Annotated in this window: 22 protein-coding genes and 1 riboswitch; of the genes, 14 read left to right on the top strand and 8 right to left on the bottom strand. The window is 64.8% G+C overall.

All coding sequences use genetic code 11. From position 1 onward, the window contains the following. Positions 1-133: 133 nt before the first annotated feature. Genes cobJ through cobG form a run of 4 tightly spaced genes read right to left on the bottom strand, consistent with a single transcriptional unit; the run spans position 134 to position 4,549 of the window. Entirely contained in the window at positions 134-1,861 is a 1,728-nt protein-coding gene (gene cobJ / locus BPHY_RS16005; protein ID WP_041764246.1) for a precorrin-3B C(17)-methyltransferase, read from the bottom strand. Continuing rightward, a complete protein-coding gene (locus tag BPHY_RS16000; RefSeq protein WP_012402486.1) occupies positions 1,849-2,604 on the bottom strand; it encodes a precorrin-2 C(20)-methyltransferase in 756 nt (251 codons plus the stop codon). The genes cobJ and BPHY_RS16000 overlap by 13 nt, the downstream gene beginning before the upstream one ends. Then, positions 2,605-3,231: a precorrin-8X methylmutase gene (locus BPHY_RS15995; protein WP_041764245.1), complete on the bottom strand. Its 627-nt coding sequence runs from the start codon at positions 3,229-3,231 to the stop codon at positions 2,605-2,607. Beyond that, on the bottom strand, positions 3,224-4,549 hold the full coding sequence (gene cobG, locus BPHY_RS15990; RefSeq protein ID WP_244257816.1) for a precorrin-3B synthase: 1,326 nt from the start codon (positions 4,547-4,549) through the stop codon (positions 3,224-3,226). The genes BPHY_RS15995 and cobG overlap by 8 nt, the downstream gene beginning before the upstream one ends. Before the next feature lie 158 nt (positions 4,550-4,707). Further along, positions 4,708-4,888, bottom strand: a riboswitch (cobalamin riboswitch). Positions 4,889-4,975: 87 nt separating this feature from the next. Here cobG and BPHY_RS15985 point away from each other — a divergent pair. The 4 genes from BPHY_RS15985 to cobM are packed head-to-tail and all read left to right on the top strand — an operon-like array spanning position 4,976 to position 8,743. Next, positions 4,976-6,181 (top strand): bifunctional cobalt-precorrin-7 (C(5))-methyltransferase/cobalt-precorrin-6B (C(15))-methyltransferase, encoded by a 1,206-nt coding sequence (locus tag BPHY_RS15985; RefSeq protein ID WP_012402483.1) that lies wholly within the window; start codon positions 4,976-4,978, stop codon positions 6,179-6,181. Further along, on the top strand, positions 6,181-7,281 hold the full coding sequence (locus tag BPHY_RS15980) for a cobalt-precorrin-5B (C(1))-methyltransferase (protein ID WP_012402482.1): 1,101 nt from the start codon (positions 6,181-6,183) through the stop codon (positions 7,279-7,281). The genes BPHY_RS15985 and BPHY_RS15980 overlap by 1 nt, the downstream gene beginning before the upstream one ends. Beyond that, positions 7,278-8,015: a cobalt-precorrin-6A reductase gene (locus tag BPHY_RS15975; protein ID WP_012402481.1), complete on the top strand. Its 738-nt coding sequence runs from the start codon at positions 7,278-7,280 to the stop codon at positions 8,013-8,015. The genes BPHY_RS15980 and BPHY_RS15975 overlap by 4 nt, the downstream gene beginning before the upstream one ends. Further along, positions 8,012-8,743, top strand: a complete 732-nt coding sequence (cobM, locus tag BPHY_RS15970) for a precorrin-4 C(11)-methyltransferase (protein WP_012402480.1) — start codon at positions 8,012-8,014, stop codon at positions 8,741-8,743. The genes BPHY_RS15975 and cobM overlap by 4 nt, the downstream gene beginning before the upstream one ends. Positions 8,744-8,865: 122 nt before the next feature. Here the strand turns inward: cobM and BPHY_RS15965 are convergent, their stop codons facing one another. Further along, entirely contained in the window at positions 8,866-10,344 is a 1,479-nt protein-coding gene (locus tag BPHY_RS15965) for a sodium:solute symporter family protein (RefSeq protein WP_012402479.1), read from the bottom strand. Further along, entirely contained in the window at positions 10,341-10,553 is a 213-nt protein-coding gene (locus BPHY_RS15960; protein WP_012402478.1) for a DUF3311 domain-containing protein, read from the bottom strand. The genes BPHY_RS15965 and BPHY_RS15960 overlap by 4 nt, the downstream gene beginning before the upstream one ends. Positions 10,554-10,866: 313 nt before the next feature. On the opposite strand from BPHY_RS15960, the gene BPHY_RS15955 reads away from it, so the two are divergent. The 4 genes from BPHY_RS15955 to BPHY_RS15940 all read left to right on the top strand — a co-directional run bounded on the left by BPHY_RS15955 (position 10,867) and on the right by BPHY_RS15940 (position 15,891). Continuing rightward, entirely contained in the window at positions 10,867-11,538 is a 672-nt protein-coding gene (locus BPHY_RS15955) for a MarC family protein (protein ID WP_012402477.1), read from the top strand. A 60-nt stretch (positions 11,539-11,598) separates the two neighbouring features. Beyond that, entirely contained in the window at positions 11,599-12,432 is an 834-nt protein-coding gene (locus tag BPHY_RS15950; protein ID WP_012402476.1) for a class II glutamine amidotransferase, read from the top strand. A 91-nt stretch (positions 12,433-12,523) separates the two neighbouring features. Next, positions 12,524-14,842, top strand: coding sequence for a putative bifunctional diguanylate cyclase/phosphodiesterase (locus tag BPHY_RS15945; protein ID WP_012402475.1), 2,319 nt, complete (start codon positions 12,524-12,526; stop codon positions 14,840-14,842). Positions 14,843-14,946: 104 nt separating this feature from the next. Beyond that, on the top strand, positions 14,947-15,891 hold the full coding sequence (locus BPHY_RS15940; RefSeq protein ID WP_012402474.1) for an endo alpha-1,4 polygalactosaminidase: 945 nt from the start codon (positions 14,947-14,949) through the stop codon (positions 15,889-15,891). A gap of 7 nt (positions 15,892-15,898) precedes the next feature. On the opposite strand, the gene BPHY_RS15935 is transcribed toward BPHY_RS15940, so the two are convergent. Both BPHY_RS15935 and BPHY_RS15930 read right to left on the bottom strand, forming a co-directional pair. Next, positions 15,899-16,537: a LysE family translocator gene (locus tag BPHY_RS15935; RefSeq protein ID WP_012402473.1), complete on the bottom strand. Its 639-nt coding sequence runs from the start codon at positions 16,535-16,537 to the stop codon at positions 15,899-15,901. 141 nt (positions 16,538-16,678) lie between these two features. Next, positions 16,679-17,437, bottom strand: coding sequence for a glutathione S-transferase family protein (locus BPHY_RS15930; protein ID WP_012402472.1), 759 nt, complete (start codon positions 17,435-17,437; stop codon positions 16,679-16,681). A 320-nt stretch (positions 17,438-17,757) separates the two neighbouring features. On the opposite strand from BPHY_RS15930, the gene BPHY_RS42540 reads away from it, so the two are divergent. From BPHY_RS42540 to BPHY_RS15905, 6 genes are all read left to right on the top strand, one after another. Beyond that, positions 17,758-17,928 carry a hypothetical protein gene (locus BPHY_RS42540; RefSeq protein WP_012402471.1) on the top strand — a complete coding sequence of 57 codons (171 nt, stop codon included), beginning with the start codon at positions 17,758-17,760 and terminating at the stop codon, positions 17,926-17,928. A gap of 851 nt (positions 17,929-18,779) precedes the next feature. Then, complete coding sequence (locus BPHY_RS15925; RefSeq protein WP_041764872.1) at positions 18,780-20,075, top strand: MFS transporter; 1,296 nt, start codon at positions 18,780-18,782, stop codon at positions 20,073-20,075. Positions 20,076-20,098: 23 nt separating this feature from the next. Beyond that, positions 20,099-22,540 carry a glycoside hydrolase family 31 protein gene (locus tag BPHY_RS15920; RefSeq protein WP_012402468.1) on the top strand — a complete coding sequence of 814 codons (2,442 nt, stop codon included), beginning with the start codon at positions 20,099-20,101 and terminating at the stop codon, positions 22,538-22,540. A 67-nt stretch (positions 22,541-22,607) separates the two neighbouring features. Beyond that, a complete protein-coding gene (locus BPHY_RS15915; protein ID WP_012402467.1) occupies positions 22,608-23,792 on the top strand; it encodes a porin in 1,185 nt (394 codons plus the stop codon). A gap of 215 nt (positions 23,793-24,007) precedes the next feature. Then, positions 24,008-24,226, top strand: coding sequence for a hypothetical protein (locus BPHY_RS15910; RefSeq protein ID WP_012402466.1), 219 nt, complete (start codon positions 24,008-24,010; stop codon positions 24,224-24,226). Continuing rightward, positions 24,223-24,528, top strand: a complete 306-nt coding sequence (locus BPHY_RS15905) for a hypothetical protein (protein ID WP_012402465.1) — start codon at positions 24,223-24,225, stop codon at positions 24,526-24,528. The genes BPHY_RS15910 and BPHY_RS15905 overlap by 4 nt, the downstream gene beginning before the upstream one ends. The last annotated feature ends 31 nt before the right edge of the window (positions 24,529-24,559 follow it).

The raw sequence follows: 24,559 nt of genomic DNA, 5'->3' as shown, positions 1-24,559 counted from the left end.
TAATTGCTATATATACGACGCGTTATCGGAAAACTTTAGCCGATTCTTTAGCCGTCGAAGATGTTTCATCTGGATTTGCGGGCGAATCTGATAATCAGCCTGTCCGCGCAACCTGCGAATGTCTGTGGACGGCTCACGCGTACCAGCGGGGCGTATAGACCCATGTGCGTCGCGGCTCCGCGGCATTGAATGCGCGCGTCGTGGTCGAACCTATTATCACCATCGTGCGCATGTCGACATCGGACGATTGCAGTTCGGCGAGGGTCGTGGTCTTCAACGTCGCGCCGGGACGCCCAATATCGCGGCCGAGCACCACGACGGTGGACGGCGCGCGCAAATCGCGCACGATATCGAGGGCCCTGTCCAGTTGCCAGGGCCGCGCGCGAGAGATGGGGTTGTAGAACGCCATCACCAGGTCGGCTTCGGCCGCGTGCCGCAGCCGCGTTTCGATGACCGTCCACGGTTTCAGATTGTCGGACAGCGACAGCACGCAGAAATCGTGACCGAGCGGCGCGCCTGCCTGCGCGGCCGTCGCAAATGCAGCCGACACCCCGGGCACGATCTCGAGTTCGACGGCGGACCATGCCGCGCGGTGCGCGTCGGCATGGGCTTCGTCGAGCGCTTCGAGCACGGCGGCTGCCATCGCGAACACGCCTGGATCGCCCGATGAAACCATCGCGACATGATGTCCCGCACTCGCCAGTTCGAAAGCATGGCGCGCGCGCTGCATCTCCTCGCGATTGTCGGTGCCGTGCACGCGCTGCTCCGCGCGGAACGGACCCGCCATCTTCACGTAAGTGTCGTAGCCGAGGATGTCAGTGGCCTGCGTCAGTGCCGCGCGGGCGGCGGGCACCATCAGCGACGCATCGCCGGGACCCAGTCCGACCACGCTCAGCTTGCCGCGCGCGCGGCCCACGGTAGCGGGATCCAGCGGCGCATGGGCGGCGGCGAATGCGATGGGCGCGTCAGTAACGAATGCCGTGTGCGGTACGCGCAAAGTCTGCCGGAGCATGTCGGCAGCGTTGCTTGCCGCTTCGCTGTCCGCTGCGAAGCGCAATGCGACGTGCAGCGCGTCCGCGACGTCGCGAAGCACGGGATCGCCGATCTGCGAAGCCGGGGCAAGCAGCACGGCCAGCGACGGCGCCGCCAGTCCTTGCACTCGCGCTGCTTCGAGCACGCGTTCGTGCAGGTTGTCGCCTGTCGCGCTTGCATGGACTGCGACGACCACGCTGCGCGGATGGATCACCAGTTCGTCGGTGGCACCGCTCCAGGCGAGCGGCGTCACGCGGATCGTCCGGCGGGCGTTGTCGACGCGCGGCAGTTGCACGTCGTCGAGCCACGGCGCGTCGCCCTCGATGCGCGTCGCCTCGCCCGCGAGCAGATCGGACACGAAGCGCTTGCCGTGATCGAGACTGGCGAGCGCATAGCCTTCGGGCGGATTCAACACGCATGCGCCGAAGCGCAGTTCGCCGCTCGTCGTGATCGCGGGCGGCACATCGAGCGCCCCGGCGATCTCGCGCGCCATCGCGTTCACACCGGACAGACCGCCGAGCAGCGGCACGACGGCGCTGCCGTCTTCCGCGACGGCGAGCACGGGCGGCTCGCCCCCCTTGTTGGACAACAACGGCGCCACGCAGCGAATGACGATGCCGGCCGCGCACAGCGCGACGATGGGCGTGCCGCTCGCATACAGTTCGCGCAGATGCGCGCCGAGTTCCGTGTACGCGATATCGGCTTCGTTCACACGCCCTTGCAGGCCGTGCACCTGTGCGCCGTCGTAGAGCGCCTGCACACGCCGTGCGGTGTCGAGCGCGCCGACGCCCAGTGTCACGATCGCGGGCGGCACGGTCATCCTTGCCATTTTTCCCCCGGCACCACGAGCAGCGAAAAGTAGGGGGACGCCATCGGATCGACTTCGGCGAGCGGCACGATGCGCTGGTTGGCCATCGTCGCGCGCTCGACATACAACGCGCGCTCCGCCAGGCCCAGTTCGTCGAGCACGCGGCGCACCTTGTCGAAGTTGCGGCCGAGCTTCATCACGACGGCGGCGTCGGCAGCGGCGAGACGCCGCTTGAGTTCGTCTTCGGGGAGCACGCCCGACAGCACCGACAAGGTCTGGTTGCGATACACCAGCGGTTGGCCGAGCACGGCGACGCCGCCGAGCATCGAGCACACGCCGGGCACCACTTCGGCCTCGAAGCGCGGCGACAGCCGGTTCGCGAGCCGGTCGTGCAGATACATGTACGAGCCGTAGAAGAACGGATCGCCTTCGCAGATCACGGCCACATCGCGGCCCGCATCGAGATGCCGTGCGACGACTTCGGCCGCCGTATCGTAGAAGTCGGCGATGATCGCTTCATACGAGAGCGGCGGCTCGAGCGCTTCCGTCGTGACGGGATAGACGAGCGGCAACTGTTCCTGTTCGGCCGACAGATGCGCCTCGATGATCGAGAAAGCGTTGCCTTTCTTGCCCTTCGCGACGAAGTACGCGACCACATGCGCGGATTTGAGCAGCCGCAGCGCCTTGATGGTGATCAGTTCCGGGTCGCCGGGGCCGACGCCGAGTCCGTAAAGCCGTCCGCGCATCACTTTCTGTTCGGCCATTTATTCGTCCTCCGAGGCAAGCGCGTTGACTGCGGCCGCGGCCATTGCGCTGCCGCCGCGCCGTCCGTACACGGCGACGAAGGGCACGCCGCGGCTGTCGGCGGCGAGCATCGCCTTCGATTCCGCCGCGCCGACGAAGCCCACGGGAAAGCCGAGAATCAGCGCGGGGCGCGGCGCGCCGGCATCGAGCATGTCGAGCAGGTAGAACAGCGAGGTCGGCGCATTGCCGATCACGACGACGCTGCCTGCAAGATGCGGCCGCCACAGTTCGAGTGCGACGGCCGAGCGCGTGTTGCCCAGCTCGCGCGCGAGCGCGGGCACGGACGGGTCGGCGAGCGTGCAGATTACATCGTTATTCGCGGGCAGCCGCGCGCGCGTGATGCCTTCGGCGACCATGCGGGCGTCGCACAGGATCGGCGCGCCGTTCGCGAGCGCGTGGCGTCCGGCGCGGCCCGCGCCGTCCGAAAAGCGCAGATCGCCGACGATGTCGACCATGCCGCACGCATGAATCACGCGAACGGCCAGCTTTTCGAGGTCGGCGGGAATGCGCGAGAGGTCGGCTTCCGCGCGTATGGTCGCGAACGACTGGCGATAGATTTCTTGTCCGTCGCGAATGTAGTCAGGCATCGAATGGCTCATCAAAAGGGGGCGCGGCGGACGCGTTCAGGAGGTCCGCCGCTTCATCGATCGTCAGACCGCGCGCGAGCAGGCGGCCAAAGCCTGTCGATTCGCGTGGGTCGTGTGTGTGGTAGAGGTCGTAGCGACCGTTCTGCGCGGCGAGCATCGTGAACGGCGCGCACTGCGCGGCCGCGCATGAGCGCGGGCAGCCGCTGAGATGGACCCGCGTATTGTCGGGTAAGCGCGCGGCGAGTTTCACGGCGTCGGCTTTCGTATCGGCAAGGCTTTTCACACAGCCCGTCGAACCGGCACAGGCGATCACGCGCGTCAGCGGGTTGTCCGTGGTAGTCGCGAGGCCGAGTGCATCGAGCGTTTGCAAGGTCGCATCGAGGTTCGCTGTGCCGATGTCGGTGAGCAGCACGCTTTGCCACGGCGTCATGCGTAGCGTCGCGCCTTGCTCTTTCGTGAGAAGGGCGAGCCTGCGCAGCGTCGCGCTGTTCACGCGGCCAAGCGCAGGTTGGCCACCGATGTGCCAGCGTTGCTTGTCGCGGTGTGCGTCGCGTTGCTGCCAGGCGCCGAAGCGTCGGGATGCATCGGCGGGCTCGCGGCGCCAGCTTTGGATCGACTGGCCGCGCAGCAGGCGCACGCCGCTTTCGCGTTCGGCACGGGCGAGCACGCTTTCGACGGATTGTTTGGCAAGCAGGTCGCGCATGCGCGTGTGATCGGGCGCGGCGAGATCGAGGAACGTGTGCAATAGCGCGCGCGTCAGCGCAACCAACTCCGACGCCGGGACGGCAGCTAACGCAGCCGGATGTCCTTCGAGCACGGGCGGACAGCCCGCGAGACCGAGTGCGAACATGGGCTCGGCGTGATCGCGGGGATGCAGCGCTGAGCACCAGATGTCGTGCGGATGATCGAGCATCATCAGACGCTCGCCGCCATCGAGCAGCAAGGCGAACTTTGGCGACAACGCCGCGCAACGCGCATCGCTTTGCAGCAAGCTGAGGAGTTCGGCGGCGAGCGCGGTCGTGTCGTACAGCGCGTGCGCATCGCAGCCTGCGGCGGGACTCGTCATGACGTTGCGCACGTCGTCGGCGTGCGCATGGGCTGCGTCGCGCGGACCGAGTGCCGCGCCGAGCAGCGCCGCGATGAGTGCGTTTTCATGGCCCCGCTTCACGCCGCGCAGTTGCAGATTCGCGCGATTGGTCAAGTCGACGATGCCAGACGCGTGCTCGTCGATGGCGTCGGCGATTGCGAGCGCCTGAGTTGCGCTCAACTCGCCGCGTTGGAGCTTCACGCGGCAGATGCCGCCGTCGAGGGCGGGCACGATGCGCAACAGTCCTGGACAGGCCGAAGGGCGCAAGGGGAAAGCGTTGGACGAATGGAAAGCTTGGTTCAAGACATCACCGGGTTAGCGTCGCGCGAGGGCCCGGGCATCTCGAAGGAGAGTGGCCCGGCATCGGTACACCCCGCCCGATGTTGGCTGGCACGAACTATTAGCCGGCAGGTTTTATGAGCTGTCGACCAGAGCTAGCGCTATAACGCCTGCTGTGGTCCATGAAAAGCGCTAGCCTCGCTGCATACAGTTGCGGGGGTAGTCACGGTCATCGCCATGATGCGTGTTCCCTCTTAGGCCCCGAAAGGCACCGGCGAACGGGTATTATGCCTTTTTTCGAACAGCACAACGATGCCGCGGCCTTTGAACACGGCTGCCGCAGCGTTTTTAGTACATCAAGCAGATGAGGATCGAGGCATGCCGGCCTGGCTGACCGTGGTGGGAATGGGCGACGACGGGTTTGCCGGTCTGGGGAAAGCGGCGCGGCGCGCGCTGATCGACGCATCGGTGATCTATGGCGGCGAGCGGCATCTGTCGATGCTGCCCGCCTGTTTGAACGCCGTGCGCGAGCCGTGGCCGCAGCCGTTCGACATCGCGCCCGTGCTCGCGCGGCGGAACACGCCCGTGTGCGTGCTGGCGAGCGGCGACCCGATGTTTTATGGCGTCGGCGCGACGCTCGCGCGCCAGGTTCCCGCCGATGAACTTCGCGTGCTGCCAGCACCGTCGTCCGTGTCGCTGGCCGCGGCGCGGCTGGGCTGGGCGTTGCAGGACGTGCCGACGGTGTCGCTCGTCGGACGGCCGCTCGCGGCCTTGCAGACGCATCTGCACGAAGATGCGCGCGTGTTCGTGCTGAGCGCGGACGGTACGACGCCCGCGGCTGTCGCTGCATGGCTCGGGGAACGCGGCTTCGGCGCGACGCGCATGATCGTGATGGAGCATCTGGGCAGCGAGGCCGAGCGCGCGATCGACGCCCGCGCGCATGAATGGTCGATTGGCGAGACGGCGGCGCTGAATCTGATTGCGCTCGAATGCCGGCGCGCTGCGCCCGATGCACCGCGCCTGCCGTTGACCCCGGGACTGCCCGACAACGCGTTCCGACACGACGGTCAGCTGACGAAGCGCGACGTGCGCGCGCTGACGCTCGGCCGTCTTGCGCCCGCGCCCGGCGAGTTGCTGTGGGACGTGGGCGCGGGCTGCGGTTCGATCGGCATCGAGTGGATGCGATCGCACGCGAGCTGCCGCGCGATTGCGATTGAAGCGAACGGCGAGCGCCAGGGTTTCATCGAGCACAATCGCGACGCGCTCGGCGTGCCGGGACTGCAGCTGATCGCGGGTAAGGCGCCCGCCGCGTTGCAGGATTTGCCGGCGCCGGATGCGATTTTCATCGGCGGCGGCGTCACCGTGGAAGGCGTGCTCGATACCTGTTGGCGCGCGCTAAAAAGCGGCGGCAGGCTGGTGGCAAATGCCGTGACGCTCGAAGGCGAAGCGGCGCTGATCGCATGGCGCGCGCAGCATGGCGGCACGCTGACGCGTATCGCGCTCGCCGAAGCCCAGCCGCTCGGCGGCTTTGAAACGTGGCGTTCCGGGTTGCCGGTTACGCTGCTCGACACCCGCAAACCGTGATGCGCGACGAAACGCCCGAACAACCCGCGCTGCTGCGTAGCGGCTACACGACGGGAAGTTGCGCGACCGTGACCTCGCTGGCGGCGGCGCGCCTGCTGCTGTCGGGTATTGCCAGCGACGTCGCCGAGATCGTGCTGCCGAAAGGCCAGCACGTGCCGATGAAGCTCGTCTTCTGCCGTCTGCTGAACGACGGTAAGGACGGCGCGGAAGCGGGCACCATCAAGGATGCGGGCGACGATCCCGATGTCACGCATGGCGCGATCGTGTTCGCGCGCGTGCGCCTTGCCGACGCGCCCGGCGTGCGTTTTCACGCGGGCCCGGGCGTCGGCACGGTGACGCGCGCAGGCTTGACGCTGGCCGTCGGCGAGCCGGCCATCAACCCGGTGCCGCGCCAGATGATGACGGCGCATCTAACCGATCTCGCTGCCGAATACGGATACGCAGGCGGCTTCGAAGTCGCGATCGGCGTCGAGAACGGCGAAGCGCTTGCGCAGAAGACCATGAACCCGCGTCTGGGCATCGTCGGCGGATTGTCGATACTCGGCACGACGGGCATCGTGCGGCCGTTTTCGTGTTCAGCATATATCGCGTCGATCCATCAGGGCATCGACGTCGCGCGTGCGAATGGCTATCGGCATATCGCGGCGTGCACGGGCAATGCGAGCGAAGACGCGATGCGCGCGTACTACCAGCTGCCCGATATTGCGCTGATCGAAATGGGCGACTTCGCGGGCGCGGTGCTCAAGCATCTGAAGCGCGCGCCCGTCGACAAGCTGAGCATGTGCGGCGGCTTCGGCAAACTGAGCAAGCTGGCGGCGGGGCACCTCGATCTGCATAGCCGCAACTCGAGCATCGACTTGCGTCAGCTCGCGCAATGGTGCGCGAGCCATGCGGCCAGCAATGCCACGTTGCAGGCCGCGATCGTCGGCGCGAACACGAGCCAGGAAGCGCTCGCAATGGCGCTGAAGGAAGGCGTGCCGCTCGGTGACATCGTCTGCGCGCGGGCGCGCGACGTGGCGCGCGAGATCGTGCCCGCGTCGGTCGAAGTGGAGATGTTCGCGATCGACCGGCAAGGCAATATTGTGGGAGAGGCGCGATGAACCGTGTGCTTTTACTCGGCGGCACGGGCGACGCATTGCAGATTGCGCGGCAGCTGGGCACGCGGCATGTGTACAGCCTCGCAGGACTCGGGCGCATGCCGGAAGGGCTGGCCTGCGAAGTGCGGGTCGGCGGGTTCGGCGGCAGCGAAGGGCTTGCGCGCTACATCGAGCGCGAAGGCATTGCGCTCGTGATCGACGCGACGCATCCGTATGCCGCGCAAATGAGCGCGAACGCGGCGGCGGCGTGCCGCGAGACGAACGTGCCGTGCTGGGCGTTGCGCCGCGCGGGCTGGTCGCCGCAAACGGGTGACGACTGGCGCATGGTCGACGGCTGGGATGCGCTCGTCGATGCGATCCGGCCGTTCAGGCGCGTACTGTTCACGTCGGGCCGCGAGCCGCTCGCCCATCTCGACGACATTCCCGCGCATCAGTTCTGGATCGTGCGTTGTCTCGATGCGCATCGGGGCAACGAGCGCGCGCGCATCATCGACGCACGCGGCCCGTTCGATATCGACGGCGAGCGGGCGCTGTTCGCGCTGAATCGCATCGACGTGCTCGTGACGAAGCATAGCGGCGGTTCGGCGACGCAAGCGAAGCTCGAAGTGGCGCGCGAACTGAAGGTGCCCGTTGTGATGATGCGGCGACCGTCGCTGCCTGAAGTCGATCGCGAATTCGACAGTCCGGCGCAGTTGCTGCGCGCATTGAACGAAGAAGAGGGGAGTGCTGAAAGATGACGGTGTTTTTTATCGGCGCGGGGCCGGGCGATCCCGAATTGATCACGGTGAAGGGGCAGCGTCTGGTGCGTTCGTGTCCGGTGATTCTGTATGCGGGCTCGCTGGTCCCGGAAGCCGTCTTGAGGGGGAACGTCGCCGACAAAGTGGTGAACACGGCCGATCTCGATCTGGACGCCATTGTGGCGCTGCTGGCGCAAGCCCATGCGAAAGGACAAGACGTCGCGCGCGTGCATTCGGGGGACCCATCGTTGTACGGCGCGATTGGCGAACAGATTCGCCGCTTGAAAGCGCTGGGCATTCCGTACGAGATTGTCCCCGGCGTGACGGCGACGGCCGCGTGTGCCGCGTCGCTCGGTGTCGAGTTGACGTTGCCGGATGTGTCGCAAACGGTGATCCTCACGCGCTATGCGCGCAAGACGTCGATGCCGGAGGGCGAGCACCTTGGCGATCTTGCACGGCATCGCGCGACGCTGGCGATTCATCTCGGCGTGCGGCATCTTGCGCGCATCGTGGAGGAGTTGACGCCGCACTATGGAGGGGACTGTCCGGTGGCGGTGATCTACCGCGCAAGCTGGCGGGATGAAGAGAAGGTGACGGGCACACTGGCCAACATTGCTGCAAAGGTCGAGGCGACGGACATCGAAAGAACGGCGCTGATTCTGGTGGGACGAGTGCTGGACGCGGAGCACTTCGCCAACTCGACGCTGTATGCGAAGGAGGCGGAATAAGGGCCCCGCAAGGCCGCGCACAGGGGCGACGGAAGAGGCAGGACAACAAAACGCGGATGCCCGCGACGCGCCACGAGGCAAATCACAAAAACGACAGCGCGTCGCGCAGACGAACAAAAACGCTAATGCGTATGGACACGCGACTGATCAGCCCGCGCATGCGGCTGGGTCAGCGCACTGACGACAAAGAACACGACCACATTCAACGCAAGCGCAACGAAGCCGATATTCACGTCCTTCAACGCGTCCGGCAAGAACGGCATCAACTGCGCGATGCTCATCTTGAAGAGCGTCGTCACAGCAACCACAGCGACGCCCACGAGAATCCCGCAAAAGGCACCTTGTTTAGTAGCACGAGTGCGCGGCGCAAGACTGCAAATCACAGCCGGAAACAACTGCGTCACGAAGCTGTAACCCATCAGCAGCAGCGCAACGATGGTCTCCCCGCCATGCAGCGTAAAGAGCACGGCGACAACGGCCACAACGGGCACGAAGAAACGCGCCAACCTGGCAACCGTCTCATCAGCAGCATTGCGCTGCACGAGCCCGCGATAGATATCATTGGCGAGCAAGGTCGACGCCGTCGTCAGGATCATCGAGCCGGGTACAAGGGCGGTCAGCACGCCCGCTGCGCCGATCACCCCGACGAACCACGGATCGAACGTCGCCAGCGACAGCTTGAACAGCGACAGATCGATATCGCCGCCCTTGAGACCCGGCACTTTCAACGCCGCAGCAAAACCGACGAAGAACACGAACAGCAGGATCAACTGATACAGCGGCAGTACGATCGCATTGCGGCGGAAAATGCGCTCGTCCTTCGCGGTGAACACCGAGCCGAACGTATGCGGCCACATGAAGAAGCCGAGCGCCGTGAGCAGCACCGTCGACTGGAACCATGTCACGCTCGAACCTTTTTCCGGGAACGTCAGGAAGCCGGGACGCGCGGCGTCGATCGCATGGAACATCTGGCCGAGACCGCCATAGTGGTGAATTGGCAGATAGATCCCGAGGAACAGCACGATGCCGAGGATCAGCAGATCCTTCACGACCGAGTTCCACGCCGAGCCGCGGACACCCGACACCGTCACGTAGATCGTGACCACGGCCGCGCCGATCCAGATGGCCGCCGTCGATGGAATCGCCCCATACGAAGCCGTCGACACGATGATGCCGAGCCCCTTCAGTTGCAGCACGAGATACGGAATCAGCGCGGCCACGTCGACGATCGCGACCAGCACGCCGAGCGACGCGCTGTCGTACTTGCGCGCGAAGAAATGCGGCTGCGAGACGAGGCGGTGCGCCTTGGCGAAACGCCACACGGGCGGCAGCATCCAGTACGACAGGATGTAGGCGAGGGTGCCGTACGCGAGGATGTAGTAGACGGGCGCGCCCTTGCCGTACGCGAAGCCGCTGCCGCCGAGGAACGTGAAGGTCGTGTAGATTTCACCCGCCATCAGCAGGAACACGAAGGCCGTGCCGAAGCTGCGGCCGCCCACCGTCCATTGTTCGAGACTCATGTCGTGCCCATGACGGGCGCGTACGCCGAGATACAGCGCGAACAGCGTGACGGCGACGATGATTGCGAGGGCGCTGCTCATGAACGCACCTCCTCGCCGGGTCCCGCATGCCGGTTAGTGGGATCGAACCGGTAGATGAGGCCCATGATGATGGAACTCAGCACGACCCACATGACGATCCACGCAAGCACGAACGGCATGCCGAGCACGAGCGGCTCGACGCGGTTGACGAACGGGACGCCGAGCAGAATGCCGATGAACGGCAGCACGGCGAGCAGACGAAATGACATGGGACAGCTCCTCGATTGTGAATGAGGTGGTCTCGATGAACGTCAATTCATGAAGCAATGACTGGGTGCCGCGCACCGACTGTATGCCTCTTGCCCCAGGTCGGTAAAGCGCGCCAAAAATATGCAGGTATATTGAAAGGATCATGCGCAAACGCAGTGCCCGCGTGCATTGGCATGGATCGAGTGCGTGCTGCGTTGCATGAAGAAGGTGCGTGGGAATAGCGTGCGGATTTCGTTGCATTTACACTGATCGGCCCTCTTGCCCGCGTTGCGCGGCGCAAAAAGCAGAACCATTCAAAGAGCGAATCCATCGATGATTGCGAGCCTTGTTTCGGAGATCCTGTTTGGCTTCACGGGGTTGATCAGCATCATCAATCCGATCGCGATTGCCTTTGTGTTTCTCGACCGCACGGACTCGCTGACGGACGCCGAACGCGCCGCGCTCGCCCGGCGCGTCGCCATCAATGCGTTCTTCGTGCTGCTGGTCGTATTCTTTGTGGGCACGCCGATCCTGCATTTCTTCGGCATCTCGATGGAGGCATTGCGCATCGGCGGCGGACTCGCTGTAGCCGTGAGCGCATGGAACATGCTGAACGCGCCCGAACGGCAGCCGAACGAAGCCGCCGTGAAACCTGTCGATCCCGACAATGCCATGTCGAAGGCATTCTTTCCGTTGACGGTGCCGCTCACGACAGGCCCCGGCACGATGGCGACGGCGATCGCGCTGAACGCCAACCGCAGTCACAAGCTGTCGGAGTTCCTGATGTCGTCGATTGCGTCCGTGACCATTTCGGTTCTTGTCATGTTCGCAATCTGGTTTACGTATAACCATGCTGCGACGTTCGCGCGCCTGCTCGGCAAGGAAGGGACGAAGGTGGCGTTGCGGGTGTCCGCATTCCTGCTGTTGTGCATCGGCGTGCAGATTATCCTGACGGGTCTGGCCGAGTTCCTTGCGCCGATTGCGGCCGGGCGCCTAAACAACTGAGCGCCGCGCTGTGTTTCAAAGCGGCGCGTGCATAGATGTTTTTCATCGAGGAGCGCGATCATGTGCCGCTGGCTGGCTTACACAGGGAACCCGATTCAGCTCGAAGCCGTGCTGTTCAGGGCGAAGCACTCGTTGATCGACCAGAGTCTGCATTCGCGGCTCGGACAAACCACCACCAACGGCGACGGCTTCGGCGTCGGCTGGTACGGCCATCCGACCGACATCCCATTCCGCTACCGCTGCGCGCATCCCGCGTGGAGCGACCGGAATCTGCGCGACGCCGCGCGTGCCGTGCGCGCACCGCTGTTCGTCGCGCATATTCGCGCGGCGACAGATACGCCGTCGCAGGAAACCAACTGTCATCCGTTTCGCTACGGCCGCTGGCTGTTCATGCACAACGGGCTCATACGCGACTATCCGAAAGTGCGGCGCGACCTGATGCTCGGCATCGACCCGGACCTGTTTGCATCGATCGAAGGCTCGACCGATTCCGAGGTCATGTTCTACCTCGCGCTGACGTTCGGGCTGGAATTCGATCCTGTGCTGGCGCTCGAACGGATGGCCGGTTTCATCGAGGAAACGGGGCGTCGGCATGGCATCGAGGCGCCGCTGAACATGACCGTCTGCGCGACGGACGGCGAACAGATCGTGTCGGCGCGCTATTCCAGCGAACGGCAGTCGCGCTCGCTCTATCACAGTACGTCGATCCGCCATCTGATGGAGCTGTACCCCGACGATCCGCGCCTCGCCGCGGTCGGCGAAGACGCGTTTCTCGTGTTGTCGGAGCCGCTAGTCGATCTGGAAGGATGGTGGGAGGAAATACCGGAGTCGACGGCGATCGTCGCGCGGGGCGGCGCGATCGAGTCGCAGACTTTCGACCCGCATCGAACATAGGCCGTTTGCGTCTTCCGGTACGCGCGCTCCGCGTAAACCCTGATACGCGATGCGCGGCCGTCTGCCGTTGTTGCATGAAGGGAGTGCAACCATGAGTCGTCAAGTGACTGCAGACATCGCGACTGACAAGCCGGCCGGCCGCACTCGCCACGGCGCGGATCTGGCCGCCGAGGTGCGCGCGTCGGAACAGAGCGTCTTGCGCCTGCTTACGCGCAGCACGCCGCTGCCCGAACTGCTGGCAGAGGTATGCCGCCGTGCCGAAACGCTGCTCGGCGAGGGCGCACGGTGCTCGATACTCGTGCTCGACACCGACGGCTTTACCGTGCGCGTCGGCGCGGCGCCGTCGCTGCCGCCACAGTACAGCGCGGCCATCGACGGCATGCGCTTGGGTCCATGCGCCGGCTCGTGCGGCACGGCGATGCACGACCGGCGCCTTGTGATTGTCGAGGACATCGAACGCGATCCGCTGTGGGCGGACTATCGGCATCTCGCGCTGCCGCTCGGGTTGCGCGCCTGCTGGTCGGTGCCGTTCGAAGACGACGCGGGCCAGGTGCTCGGTGCGTTCGGCGTCTACTACGACAGGCGCCGCCGCCCCAACGACGGCGAACAGGCGCTGCTGCGCGAGATCGGCCAGAGCGTCGGGCTGGCCGTTCATCAGGATCTGATGCGCAAGCGGCTCGCGCAGAGCGAGGAGCATCACCGGCTGGTCGTCGATCATCTGAACGAAGGCATCGTCGTGCAGTCGCGCGAAGGGGTGGTGCTCGCCTGCAATCCGAGCGCGCGGCGCATGCTGCGCGCGACGGGCGAGGTGATTGGCCGGGACATCTACAAGGTGATTCGCGCGGCTTTCTGGGACGACGGTTCGCCCGTCGAAACGGCGGAGCAGCCGACGCGGCGTGTGTTGCGCACGGGCCGGCCCGTGGTCGGCATCACGCTGCGTCTCGAACTGGTGGGCGGCGGCTCGATCTGGATCACCGAGAACGTCGTGCCTATCTTCAAGCGGGGAGAAACCGAAGCTGGCGCCGTGCTCGTTTCGTTCAATGACATCAGCGCGGTGCAGGCTGCGCGTGCGCAACTGCAGTATCTCGCGACGCGCGACTCGCTGACGGGACTTTATAACCGCGCCTATCTCGCCGACCGCATGAGCGAGCGGCTTGCGCCGCATACGAGCGCCGCCGCGCACGGACGCGGAGAGCCGCGAGCCGCTGCGCGCAGGCTGGCGGTGCTGTTCGTCGATCTGGACGGCTTCAAGAAGGTCAACGACATCGCCGGCCACGAAGCGGGCGATGCGCTGTTGTGCAGCGTCGCCGCGCGGCTCGCCGGCTGCGTGCGCAGCGAGGACACGCTCGCCCGGGTGGGCGGCGACGAGTTCGTGATCGCGACGGGCGATTACACCGACGCGTCGTTCCTGACTTCGCTCGCGCAACGGGTGCTCGACACGATCGCGCGGCCGTTCGCGGTCGGCGGCAACGAGTATTACCTCGGTGCGTCGATCGGCATCAGTCTGTTTCCCGACGACGGATGCGACGCGCAGACACTGATGCGCAACGCCGACTCCGCGATGTACGACGCGAAGCAGCGCGGCCGCCACAACTTCCAGTTCTTCACGGCGGAATTGAGCCAGCGCCTGAAGCGGCGCTTCGGCATCGAGCAGTCGTTGCGCCGCGCGCTCGCCGCCGGCGAGCTGAGCCTCGCGTACCAGCCCATCGTCGAGGGCGCGACGGGGCGCATCGTGGGCGCCGAAGCGCTGCTGCGGTGGCGCAACGACGAGCTGGGCCAGGTGTCGCCCGTCGAATTCATTCCCGTCGCGGAGGACACGGGCATGATCATCGATATCGGCCGTTGGGTGCTGGAGAACGCATGCCGTCAGGCCGTCGAATGGCGCAGGACGATCACGCCGCATCTGATGATCGCGGTGAATCTCTCGCCGCGCCAGATCAACGGCGAACTGATCGGCCATGTCGCGGCAACTCTGGAACAGACGGGGCTGGAGCCGTCGGCGCTCGAACTCGAAATCACGGAAGGCGTGCTGATGAGCGACAGCGAATCCGTCATGCCGCTTCTGACGACGCTCGCCGGCATGGGCGTGCGCATTTCCGTCGACGATTTCGGCACCGGCTATTCGTCGCTGTCGTATCTGAAGCGCTTTCCGCTGCACAGCCTGAAGGTCGACCGGTCGTTCGTCGCGGGCTTGCCCGGGCATCGCGATGCTGTGGCGATCACGCATGCCGTCGTCGCGATGGCGCACTCGCTCGGCATGAGCGTGACGGCCGAAGGCGTCGAGACGAGCGAGCAGTCGGCGTTTCTGCGCTCGATCGGATGCGAACGGCAACAGGGCTATCTGTTCGGACGGCCCGTCGTGCCGGGCGACTTCGCGCGCGAAGCGCAACGGCTGCATGCGGGAACCTGATCTTTGACGCTTCGGGCCCTTTCACGCGGCGCAGTTACATTGGCGCGCGTCTTTTCCTTGCGAGCGGTCGAGTGGACGCACAGTTGATACGGGTCTTCGGATGCATGCGACGGGTGCTCGCGGCGTTCGCCGCGTTCGCGGCGTTCGCATTGCCGCTGGCGGGCGCGCATGGCGCGGATCGAGCCGCCGCCGTCGAGACTCGCGCGTTCGAAGCATCGCCGTGGATGTCGTACTACGGCGACGCGGCGGGGCTCGGCAGCCTCGCGCGCGTCGCGTCGAGGTTCCGCGTAATCGATGTCGACCTTGACCCCGGCACGGACAACTTCACACCCGCCGAAGTCGCCGTGTTGAAGAACGGCGGCCGCAACATCGTGCTGAGCTACCTGAACCTCGGATCATGCGAGACCTGGCGCTCGTACTGGCGCGAGGCGCCGGCCGGCTTCGTATCGTGCGCCGCGAATACGGCGGCGCATGCGGGCATGTATTGCGGCTACGGGCAGGAAGTGTGGATGAACCTGTCGAACGCCGCTTACCGGCGGCTCATCGTCGATTACGTCGCGCCGCGCCTCGTTGCGCAAGGCGCGGACGGCTTCTATCTCGACAACCTTGAAATCGTCGAGCACGGCACGGCGACGCGCAACGGTCCGTGTGACGCCGCGTGCGCGCAAGGCGGCCTCGATCTCGTGCGCGAGTTGCGCGAGAAATATCCGCGGCTCGTCTTCGTGATGCAGAACGCGACGGGGCGCACCACGCGCGAAGGCTCGACGGGCGGTGTCGCGTTTGCAGCGCTGCTCGACGGCGTGGCGCACGAAGAGGTGTACGCGCCGAAATACGATGCATCTGCCGAAGCGGAACTGGCCGTGTGGCAAGCGATGACGCTCACGCCGAATGGACACGCATTCTGGATCGCAACGCTCGATTATGTCGGTGGCTGCGATGCCTCGACGCGTGCGCGGCGCGTGTTCGCGCGCAGCCGGGCGAAGGGTTTCGTTCCGTATGCGTCGGACAGCAGCGCGCGGCAGGGCGTCGTGTGTTACTGGGGAAAGTGATCGTCGATCAGGCGCGCGCAGTCAGCAGCTTCAACCCTGCCAGCCCGAACACGACAGCGAGCCCGCCATCGAGCCAGCGGCGGACCGACAGATACACGCGGCGCGCGAACGGCGTCGAGAAGAGGGCGGCGTAGCTGCCGAACACCAGCATGCCGATCGCAAGACAGCCGGCGACGATGGTCAGCATATGCGGCGCGCTCCCATTCGGTGGCGACGCGAGCGCGACGACGGAAATCCACACGAGAATTGCCTTCGGATTCGTGAGATGCAGCAGCAGGCCGCGCGTATAGAGACGACGCAACGACGGATTGCCGCCCGCCGTCTGTGCCTGTGCGGCACGCGGCTGCCATGCCGAGCGGCCCGACTTGAACGCGAGCCACAGCAGATAGCATCCACCGAAAATCTTCAACCCGGCCATCAGCCCCGAAAACGCCAGCAGTGCCGCCGACAGCCCGAGCGCCGCCAGCATCGCCCAGAAGCACGAGCCGCACACGACGCCCGCGGCAAACGAAAATGCAGCTTTGCGGCCGTCCGCGGTGGCGATCGACATGATGGCGAGATTGCTCGGTCCCGGGCTTGCCGTGCCGACGAAATACGCGGAGTAGGCGAACAGGACGTTGGCGGAAAGGATCGGCAGGGTGGTCATGGGATAGGCGCCTCAGTGAGTCTGCAAGGATTGTCGCTGCGCGACGCACCGGGCGGAATAGACAGTTGGCCATTCGCGAGTCAGGCCAGCCGCACGCGCCGCGGCGGACAGTTCATGACAGCCGTCAGCATTCCCGTGGATTCAGCGTCGTGCCGCACGCACCAGGTTCGGCCAGCAGCGCGCGGCGATGCGTTCGTGATACGCCATCAGCGCGGGATGCGTCGAGACGAACTCGCGCACCGGGCTGTCGAACGGATGCACGGCCGTCGTGTGGACCCACGCGAAGCCCGTTGCATCGATCGTCGACGGTTCGTTGCCGAGCAGAAACAGCTGGTCCCCGAGCAGATCGGCGATGGCCTGCCATCCGTCGACGCCCATCCGCGCGACTTCGTCGTAGCTGTGCCGCCCGGTGCCTTGCTCCCACGTCTGACGCAGCACCTTGCGGCGGATCACGGGCAACAGCAGTGGTGCGAGCGCGCCGACCACGGGCCGGGCGGGCAAGGGCGCGGTGAGCCGCGCATAGTCGACCAGAAGCGGCTTGTAGAGCGCCATGTTGGCGTCGACGGCCCAGCGGAAATACACGGTCACGAAATAGAGGTGCGTCTCCAGCAGCGCCTTGATTGCCGCCGACTGCGCGCGTTGCGTCGGGTCGAGCCGCGCGTCGTTTAGTGCATGCGGATAGCGGCTTTGCAGATAGCCGATGATCGCGGACGAATCGCACACCGTCACGCCGTCGATGTCCGCCACGGGCAGCTTTTTCTTCGGCATCGCATTGAGATTGCCGACGCGTCCTTCGTACGGAATGTTCGACAGTCGAAGCCATGTTTCCAGCTTGACGACGAACGGACTGAGATCGGGCGGCATCGCGCCCGAGCCGTCTCCGAACTTGTACACAATCATGGCGTCCCCTCGTTCGCAGTGGTTGCGATGGCGATGTGTGCTGGCTCACCGTGTCCGTCGCGCAGGCGCGGCAACGGAAATGCTACAGGCAGGCGGGCGCGCGCGGATGAATCCGGCGTGCAAGCGCGGTCGAATCGGGGTCTCGAAAGCGGGGTTAATTTATCGTGCCAGCAGGGGATGCGGATTGTTGTGCCCACGCAAACATAGATTCCCCGCGCATGCGATTGATGCTGCGCCAGAGATTCATAGAATGTCACCAAGGGGCGCCCGATTGCGTGGCGCCTGGCGACTCAGGACTTGGACAGAGTGTGGAGGTTCAGATGGATATCCTCGATGTGGCGCGGCAAGCGGGCATGACGGTCGTGCTCGAAGGCCGGATCGGGCGCCAGGAATATCACAGCGTGCACGGATCGCTGGCGGCGCTGCAAAGCTTCGCCGAGCGCGTGCGAGCGTCGACAATGGAAGAAGTGCCCGCTGTCGAGCAACAGTGAAAAAGAAACGAGCCGTCGATCCGCGACGGCTCTTCGGTGCTACGTGGTCCCCCCGCGCTCGATCTGACGATCAGCCGCCAAACAGTTCGACGAGACAGACAATCGTCGTGAACAGTCCGATGCAGCCGCCCAATGCGACTGCCCCTTGCATGAAACCGCCTAAATTCCCCATATAGCGCTCCTGTGATGTGCTGATTGCGCCGTCAGTCTAATTCGAAAGAAATAAGAAAGGTAAAAGAAAGTATTGGTGAAGCTTCTGGCGTCGTGTGGTGACTGTGCCTTGTACGATGACGTATCTCTCCCGCCTGTCGGCCGACCACGCCGGACGCCGCGCCTGTGGAACGTCAGGAAGTCCCTTCGCAGTGATGGGCGACTGCCCACGCGCTATCGCGCGCAAGCGAGCAAGGCCGCCGAAGTGTCCGATTCAGCGTCGTTGAGACCCCGTGGTTCTGGCACGCGCGTGCTGGCTAGCGCGCAAGCGCCAGGATAAACGTCGCAAACGTAAGGACTTTCTTCGCGCGAGCGCGACGATTCTGGGCGCATTCTGCCGGCGTTGTAATATTCGATTTGGCGCGCAAGAGAACAAATTGATGTTCGAATGAACATGCCGCGAACGACACGCAAGCCATGTCGTTTTTCGGCAGATTTCGCTGACAACTACGCACATGGGCCATCCGAGCGGCTTTTCGCCCGATATTTATGTGTGCCACATGGTTTTCCCTGGTATCCCGCAGATGTTTCGGTGATACGATGACCGACGATAAATGTGCATCTGATGTTCGAATTCGCACATTGTCGGTCACGATGCCGGGCGTCCCAAGACCCGGTCCGCAAAAGGAATGGAGACACAGTTGAAGACAATCATTGGCCTGCGCTGGTGGATCATCGCGCTCGTGTGCCTCGGGACGATCGTGAACTACCTGTCGCGCAACGCGCTCGGCGTCATGGCGCCGGAGCTGAAAACGCTGTTGCACATGAACACGCAGCAGTACTCCTATGTCGTCGGCGCGTTTCAGATCGGCTACACGATCATGCAGCCTGTATGCGGGCTGGTCATCGACCTCATCGGCCTGCGCCTGGGTTTCGCGCTGTTCGCGTGCCTGTGGTCGGCGACGGGTATGCTGCACGGTCTCGCGAGCGGCTGGCTGTCGCTTGCTGCGTTGCGCGGGTTGATGGGACTGTCGGAGGCCGTGGCCATTCCGGCGGGCATGAAAGTGGTCGCCGAATGGTTTCCGAACCGCGAGAAGTCGGTTGCCGTCGGCTATTTCAATGCGGGCACGTCGCTCGGTTCGCTGTTCGCGCCGCCTCTGGTGGTGTTCCTGTCGCTGCGCTACGGCTGGCAGAGCGCGTTTGCCGTGACGGGCGCGATGGGTTTCGTGTGGGCGGCGCTGTGGTACGTGTTCTATCGCGCGCCCGCCGACCACAAACGCATCAGCGACAAAGAACGCGCGACCATCACGGAAGGGCAGACGCCGCCTGCTGCTTATGCGCAGGACAAGCGGCGCATCCGTGAAGTGCTCGGCACGCGCCGCTTCTGGGCGATCGCACAAGCGCGCTTTTTCGCGGAGCCGGCCTGGCAGACCTTCAGCTTCTGGATTCCTCTCTATCTCGCCACCGAACGGCACATGGACCTGAAGCAGATCGCGCTGTTTGCGTGGCTGCCGTTCCTTGCCGCGGACCTAGGCGGTCTGTTCGGCGGCTATCTGTCGCCGTTCCTGATGAAGCGGCTGCGCGTGCCGCTTATCTGGTCGCGTATCGCGGGCGTCGTACTGGGCGCGTTCATGATGATCGGGCCGGCGTGCATCGGGTTGGTCGCTTCGCCATACGAAGCGATCGCGCTGTTCTGCGTCGGCGGCTTCGCGCACCAGATGATCTCGGCGCTCGTCAACACGCTCGCCGCCGACGTCTTCGAACCCGGCGAGGTCGGCACGGCGGCTGGTTTTGCGGGCATGGCGGCGTGGATCGGCGGACTCGGCTTCTCGCTGATGGTGGGCGCGCTCGCCGACAAGATCGGCTACACGCCGCTGTTCGGCGCACTCGGCGCTTTCGACCTGATCGGCGCGGCACTGCTCGTGATCCTCATGCGCGGCGTGACGCGCGACGCCCGTCTGCAACGTGTCGGAAACGGCGCGGGCAGCGCGGCCTGAACTGACTGACCTGGAAATAGATCATGGCTACGTTGAAGCATCCACCGCAGTTCTCCGTCTCCGAAGCGGGCGCCGAGCCTGCGCGCGCTGGGCAAACCGGCAAGCCGGTCGTGCTCTGCGCTGCCGATGGCGCGAGGATCGAAGTGTTCGTGCTCGCCGACGACATCATCCGCGTGCTCGTGCTGCCGCACGGCGAGTTGCGCGGTCCGCGTACCTGGTCGATCGCGCCCGGCCTGGACGACGTGCCGCTCGAAGGGCGCGACCGCCACGACCTGCAAGGATTCGAACCGGTGGCGTTCAGTGCGGCGAGCGATGCCGAGCGGCTCGTCGTCGAAACGGCAAAAGTGCGCCTGACGGTCGCGCTGAATGGCGGCTTCTGTTCGTGGGAGATCGCGCGCGACGGCGCGTGGCACCACGTGATGAGCGATCGCAAGACGCAGGCGTACAACTTCGGCTGGTGGGATGAGCGCGTCTATCACTATGTCGAGCGGCAGCGCGGCGAAATGTACGTCGGACTCGGCGAGCGCGCGGGCACGCTGGATCGCGCGAATCAGAGCTACGAGATGCGCAACATCGACGCGATGGGCTACAGCGCGCGCAGCACGGACCCGCTCTACAAGCACATCCCGTTTTATGTGACGTGGCAGCCGCAGACGTCGCTGGGCTTCGGCCTGTTCTACGACACGCTGGCCGACTGCCGCTTCGACATGGGCCGCGAGCTGGACAACTACCACGGCCACTATCGGCATTTCGTCGCCGAGCATGGCGATCTCGACTACTACTTCATCGCGTCGGCGGATACGCCCCTGCACGCGGTGCGCCGCTTCACGTGGCTCACGGGACGGCCCGCGCTGATGCCGAAGTGGGGCCTTGGCTATTCCGGCTCGACGATGAGTTACACCGACGCGCCCGACGCGCAGCGCCGCATGGGTGAATTCATCGAGCGTTGCCGCGAACACGACGTGCTGTGCGATTCGTTTCATCTGTCGTCGGGCTACACGTCGATCGGGCCGAAGCGCTACGTGTTCAACTGGAATCACGACAAATTCCCCGACATCGAAGGCTTCGTGCAGGGCTATCTGCGCGAAGGCGTGCGGCTATGTCCGAACATCAAGCCGTGTCTGCTGCAGGATCACCCGGCCTTCGACGAAGCCGCAAAAGCGGGGCTGCTGATTCAATCGCGCGACGGCGAGCCGGCGTGGGTGCAGTTCTGGGACGAAGTCGGCGCCTATCTCGACTTCACGAACCCGAACACGATCGACTGGTGGAAAGCGCGCGTGAAGGACAGTCTGCTGCGCTATGGCATCGCGTCGACGTGGAACGACAACAACGAGTTCGAAATCTGGACGCCTGACGCGATCGCGCAAGGCTTCGGCGAGCCGTTCCCGGCGCGTCAGGCGAAAGTGCTGCAAACGCAGCTGATGATGCGTGCGTCACGCGATGCGCAACGCGAGTACGCGCCGCGCACGCGGCCGTTCCTGGTGTCGCGCTCGGGCGGCGTCGGCATGCAGCGCTACGTGCAGACGTGGTCGGGCGACAACTATACGTCGTGGGAAACGCTGCGCTACAACCTGAAAATGGGCCTGGGGCTGGCGATGTCGGGCGTGTCGAACAGTGGTCACGACATCGGCGGATTTTCGGGTCCGGCGCCCGAGCCGGAACTGCTGCTGCGCTGGGTCGCATTCGGTATTTTCCTGCCGCGTTTCAGCATCCACTCGTGGAATGACGACGGCACTGTCAACGAGCCGTGGATGTATCCCGAAGCGACCAGCACGATCGCGGGCCTCATCAAGCTGCGGTATCGGCTGATTCCGTATCTGTATGAACTGCTGTGGCAGTCGCATCGCTCGTATGAGCCGGTGCTGCGCCCGATGTTCGCGGAGTTTCCGACCGATCCGCGCTGCCTTGTGGATGGCGACGACATGATGCTCGGTTCATCGCTGCTGGTGGCGCCCGTCGTCGAGAAAGGGCAGAGCGAGCGCGACGTGTATCTGCCGGCGGGCGTGCGCTGGGCGTCGTACTGGAGCGGCGAGGTGTTCGACGGCGGGCAATGCATCACGCAAGCCGTGCCGTTCGATCAACCGCTGATGCTGCTGCGGGAAGGCAGCGTGATTGCGTTGAACGTCGCCGAGCAGCACTTCGCGCAGCCCGCCGACGAGCGCGCGTTCATGGCGGTGCCGTTCCAGGGCGTCGGCACGGCGCAGGGCGGATGCGTCGAAGACGACGGCGAAACGGAAGCATGGCGCGATGGCGCACAGGGCCGCTGGAACGTCGCGATTGCCAGCGATGCGACCATCTTGCGCATTTCGATCGAACGCGAGGGGCAGATGCCGTTCGAGCAGACGGAAGTGCGGCTCAGTGTGCCTGCATCCGACACGCGCGCTGTGACGTGCACGAGCGGCACCGTGACAGGCGATTCCATCGTCAACGGCTGGCGCCGCCTGACGCTGCGTCTCGCGAGCTGATCCATCACCTGAACACACACCACAAGGGCGGCCGACAGGCCGCATGACAAGCAGGAGACTTACAAGAATGAAGACTTTGACATGCATGCGCATGCGTGCAGTGGCCCTCGCATGCCTGCCGTTCGCAGGTGCCGTGCTGTCCACGAACGCGTTGGCGCAAAGCAGCGTTACGCTGTACGGCGTCGTCGACAACGCATTCAGCTATGTCAGCAATCAGCGCGGCCATTCGAACTTCTACATGAGCCAGGGCAACCTGCAGGCGAGCAAGTTCGGTCTGCTGGGCGCGGAGGAACTCGGCGGCGGAACGAAGGCGATTTTCCGGCTGGAGAGCGGCTTTAACTCGCTCACAGGCGCGCAAAGCAGCGCGGGCAACATTTTCAACCGCCAGGCTTATGTCGGCCTGAGCAACGACAGGTACGGCACGGTGACGCTCGGCCGCCAGTACACGCCGTACTTCAACATGGTCGGCGCGCTCGGGCCGACGGGCGTGCTGACGGGCGCAACAGGCGCACACCCCGGCGACCTCGATGCACTGGATACGACGCTGCGCTTCAACAACTCCATCACCTATGCATCGCCGACGATAGCCGGTTTCTCGTTCGGTGCGCAGTACGGCCTCGGCGGCGTGCCGGGCAGTGTGACGAACGGCAGCAATTTCAGCGCGGCGCTTCGCTACGATTATCAGTCGTTCTCGGTCGCGGCCGGCTATGTGAAGCTAAAGGACATCACAACCAGCCAGTCGCTCGGCAGCTTCGCGATCAACTCGCCCGTGAACAACGGCTACGCCAGCGCGAGCAGCACGCAGATGGTCGCCGCCGCCGCCCGTTACAACTTCAACGACCTGATGGTCGGTGTGAACTACTCGAACGTACAGTACGCGCCGGGTTCGCATTCGCTGTTCGCCAGCGAGGCGGTGTTCAACACGTATGGCGCGATCGCCACGTATCGCTTCACGCCGTCCGTGATTGCCGGCATCGGCTACAGCTACACGCGCGCGAGCAAGGCGAACGGTATCGACGATCCGGCGCAATACCACCAGATTTCGCTCGAGCAGACCTACAGCCTCTCGAAGCGCACGACGTTCTACGCGCTCGAGGCGTACCAGCTGGCGCGCGGCAGGTCGCTGATCGCATCGGGTTCGGGCACGAGGATCGCCGACGCAGTGGCCGTCGTCGGCGATTCGCAGAACACGACGCCGTCGTCGGGGCCGTCGCAGTTCGTCGGCATGGTGGGGATTCGTCACGCGTTCTGACGGCTTGCCGGTCGGCCGTCAACGATTGAACGCCGGGCGTCGCGAGATTGCGACGGCCTGGCGTTTCTTCGTCCGCTGTCTGGACAGGCGCGTTAGACTGCTGCGCGCCGGCGTAGGAGACGCGCCCGGCGAAGCGTAATGCCGCGTCGGAGCAATTGCACAAAAACCTGTATGGATATACAGTATCGGCGTGCGATTGAACAGGAACGTGCGTTATGGACATGCGTGTGCATCATCCCGCGGGTCATCCTATGCCCGAGATCGCGGCGTTCGTTGCAGCCCTGAAGTCGGCGTTCGGCGAGCGGGAAATCGACGAGGCCATCCGCCGGGGCAAGGCGGGCGAGCCGACGTTCTATGCGTGCGAGAACGGCCGGTCGGTGGGCACGGCGGGTTGGTCCGTAGCGACAAGCGAGGCACAGGAGAGTGAGCAATGAAAGCAGGTCGTCTGTGGGTCGGACTCGCCGCGCTGGTTTTGACTTCCGCGGCACACGCGGAAAAGTACGTCGAGATCTGGAATCCCCCTGAAGCACGCGGCCATGCGGCGGGGGCGACGGCGCAAAAGCCAGTTCGTCCGCATGCCCAAAAACCCGCTTCGCCGCGGCTTGCGAGGAAAGTGACCGAACCGGGCAATAGGCCGGCTGTTCAGGGCGCGTCGTCGGTGGTGTCGACCAAGCGGCCCGGCAACCGGAGCATTCCGCGCAAAATCGGTCCCGATGGCAACGTGTTTCGCGTGTGAGGGAAGTCGTGAAGCGGCGGCTACCGTCGCT

This window comes from Paraburkholderia phymatum STM815 (assembly GCF_000020045.1).
In the GTDB taxonomy this organism is placed as follows: domain Bacteria; phylum Pseudomonadota; class Gammaproteobacteria; order Burkholderiales; family Burkholderiaceae; genus Paraburkholderia; species Paraburkholderia phymatum.
The sequence above is the reverse complement of the archived record's forward strand: the minus strand, read 5'-3'. Positions and strand labels throughout refer to the sequence as shown.

Bases quoted from the DNA above. Each gene is read 5' to 3' on its own strand.
- BPHY_RS15995 (WP_041764245.1), bottom strand. From the start codon at position 3,231: ATGCCTGACTACATTCGCGACGGACAAGAAATCTATCGCCAGTCGTTC.
- BPHY_RS15940 (WP_012402474.1), top strand. From the start codon at position 14,947: ATGCGACGGGTGCTCGCGGCGTTCGCCGCGTTCGCGGCGTTCGCATTG.
- BPHY_RS15930 (WP_012402472.1), bottom strand. From the start codon at position 17,437: ATGATTGTGTACAAGTTCGGAGACGGCTCGGGCGCGATGCCGCCCGAT.
- BPHY_RS15915 (WP_012402467.1), top strand. From the start codon at position 22,608: ATGAAGACTTTGACATGCATGCGCATGCGTGCAGTGGCCCTCGCATGC.
- cobM (WP_012402480.1), top strand. From the start codon at position 8,012: ATGACGGTGTTTTTTATCGGCGCGGGGCCGGGCGATCCCGAATTGATC.
- BPHY_RS16000 (WP_012402486.1), bottom strand. From the start codon at position 2,604: ATGGCCGAACAGAAAGTGATGCGCGGACGGCTTTACGGACTCGGCGTC.
- BPHY_RS15950 (WP_012402476.1), top strand. From the start codon at position 11,599: ATGTGCCGCTGGCTGGCTTACACAGGGAACCCGATTCAGCTCGAAGCC.
- BPHY_RS42540 (WP_012402471.1), top strand. From the start codon at position 17,758: ATGGATATCCTCGATGTGGCGCGGCAAGCGGGCATGACGGTCGTGCTC.
- BPHY_RS15920 (WP_012402468.1), top strand. From the start codon at position 20,099: ATGGCTACGTTGAAGCATCCACCGCAGTTCTCCGTCTCCGAAGCGGGC.
- BPHY_RS15980 (WP_012402482.1), top strand. From the start codon at position 6,181: ATGCGCGACGAAACGCCCGAACAACCCGCGCTGCTGCGTAGCGGCTAC.
- cobJ (WP_041764246.1), bottom strand. From the start codon at position 1,861: ATGGCAAGGATGACCGTGCCGCCCGCGATCGTGACACTGGGCGTCGGC.
- BPHY_RS15910 (WP_012402466.1), top strand. From the start codon at position 24,008: ATGGACATGCGTGTGCATCATCCCGCGGGTCATCCTATGCCCGAGATC.
- BPHY_RS15935 (WP_012402473.1), bottom strand. From the start codon at position 16,537: ATGACCACCCTGCCGATCCTTTCCGCCAACGTCCTGTTCGCCTACTCC.
- BPHY_RS15955 (WP_012402477.1), top strand. From the start codon at position 10,867: ATGATTGCGAGCCTTGTTTCGGAGATCCTGTTTGGCTTCACGGGGTTG.
- BPHY_RS15905 (WP_012402465.1), top strand. From the start codon at position 24,223: ATGAAAGCAGGTCGTCTGTGGGTCGGACTCGCCGCGCTGGTTTTGACT.
- BPHY_RS15965 (WP_012402479.1), bottom strand. From the start codon at position 10,344: ATGAGCAGCGCCCTCGCAATCATCGTCGCCGTCACGCTGTTCGCGCTG.
- BPHY_RS15945 (WP_012402475.1), top strand. From the start codon at position 12,524: ATGAGTCGTCAAGTGACTGCAGACATCGCGACTGACAAGCCGGCCGGC.
- BPHY_RS15975 (WP_012402481.1), top strand. From the start codon at position 7,278: ATGAACCGTGTGCTTTTACTCGGCGGCACGGGCGACGCATTGCAGATT.
- BPHY_RS15960 (WP_012402478.1), bottom strand. From the start codon at position 10,553: ATGTCATTTCGTCTGCTCGCCGTGCTGCCGTTCATCGGCATTCTGCTC.
- BPHY_RS15985 (WP_012402483.1), top strand. From the start codon at position 4,976: ATGCCGGCCTGGCTGACCGTGGTGGGAATGGGCGACGACGGGTTTGCC.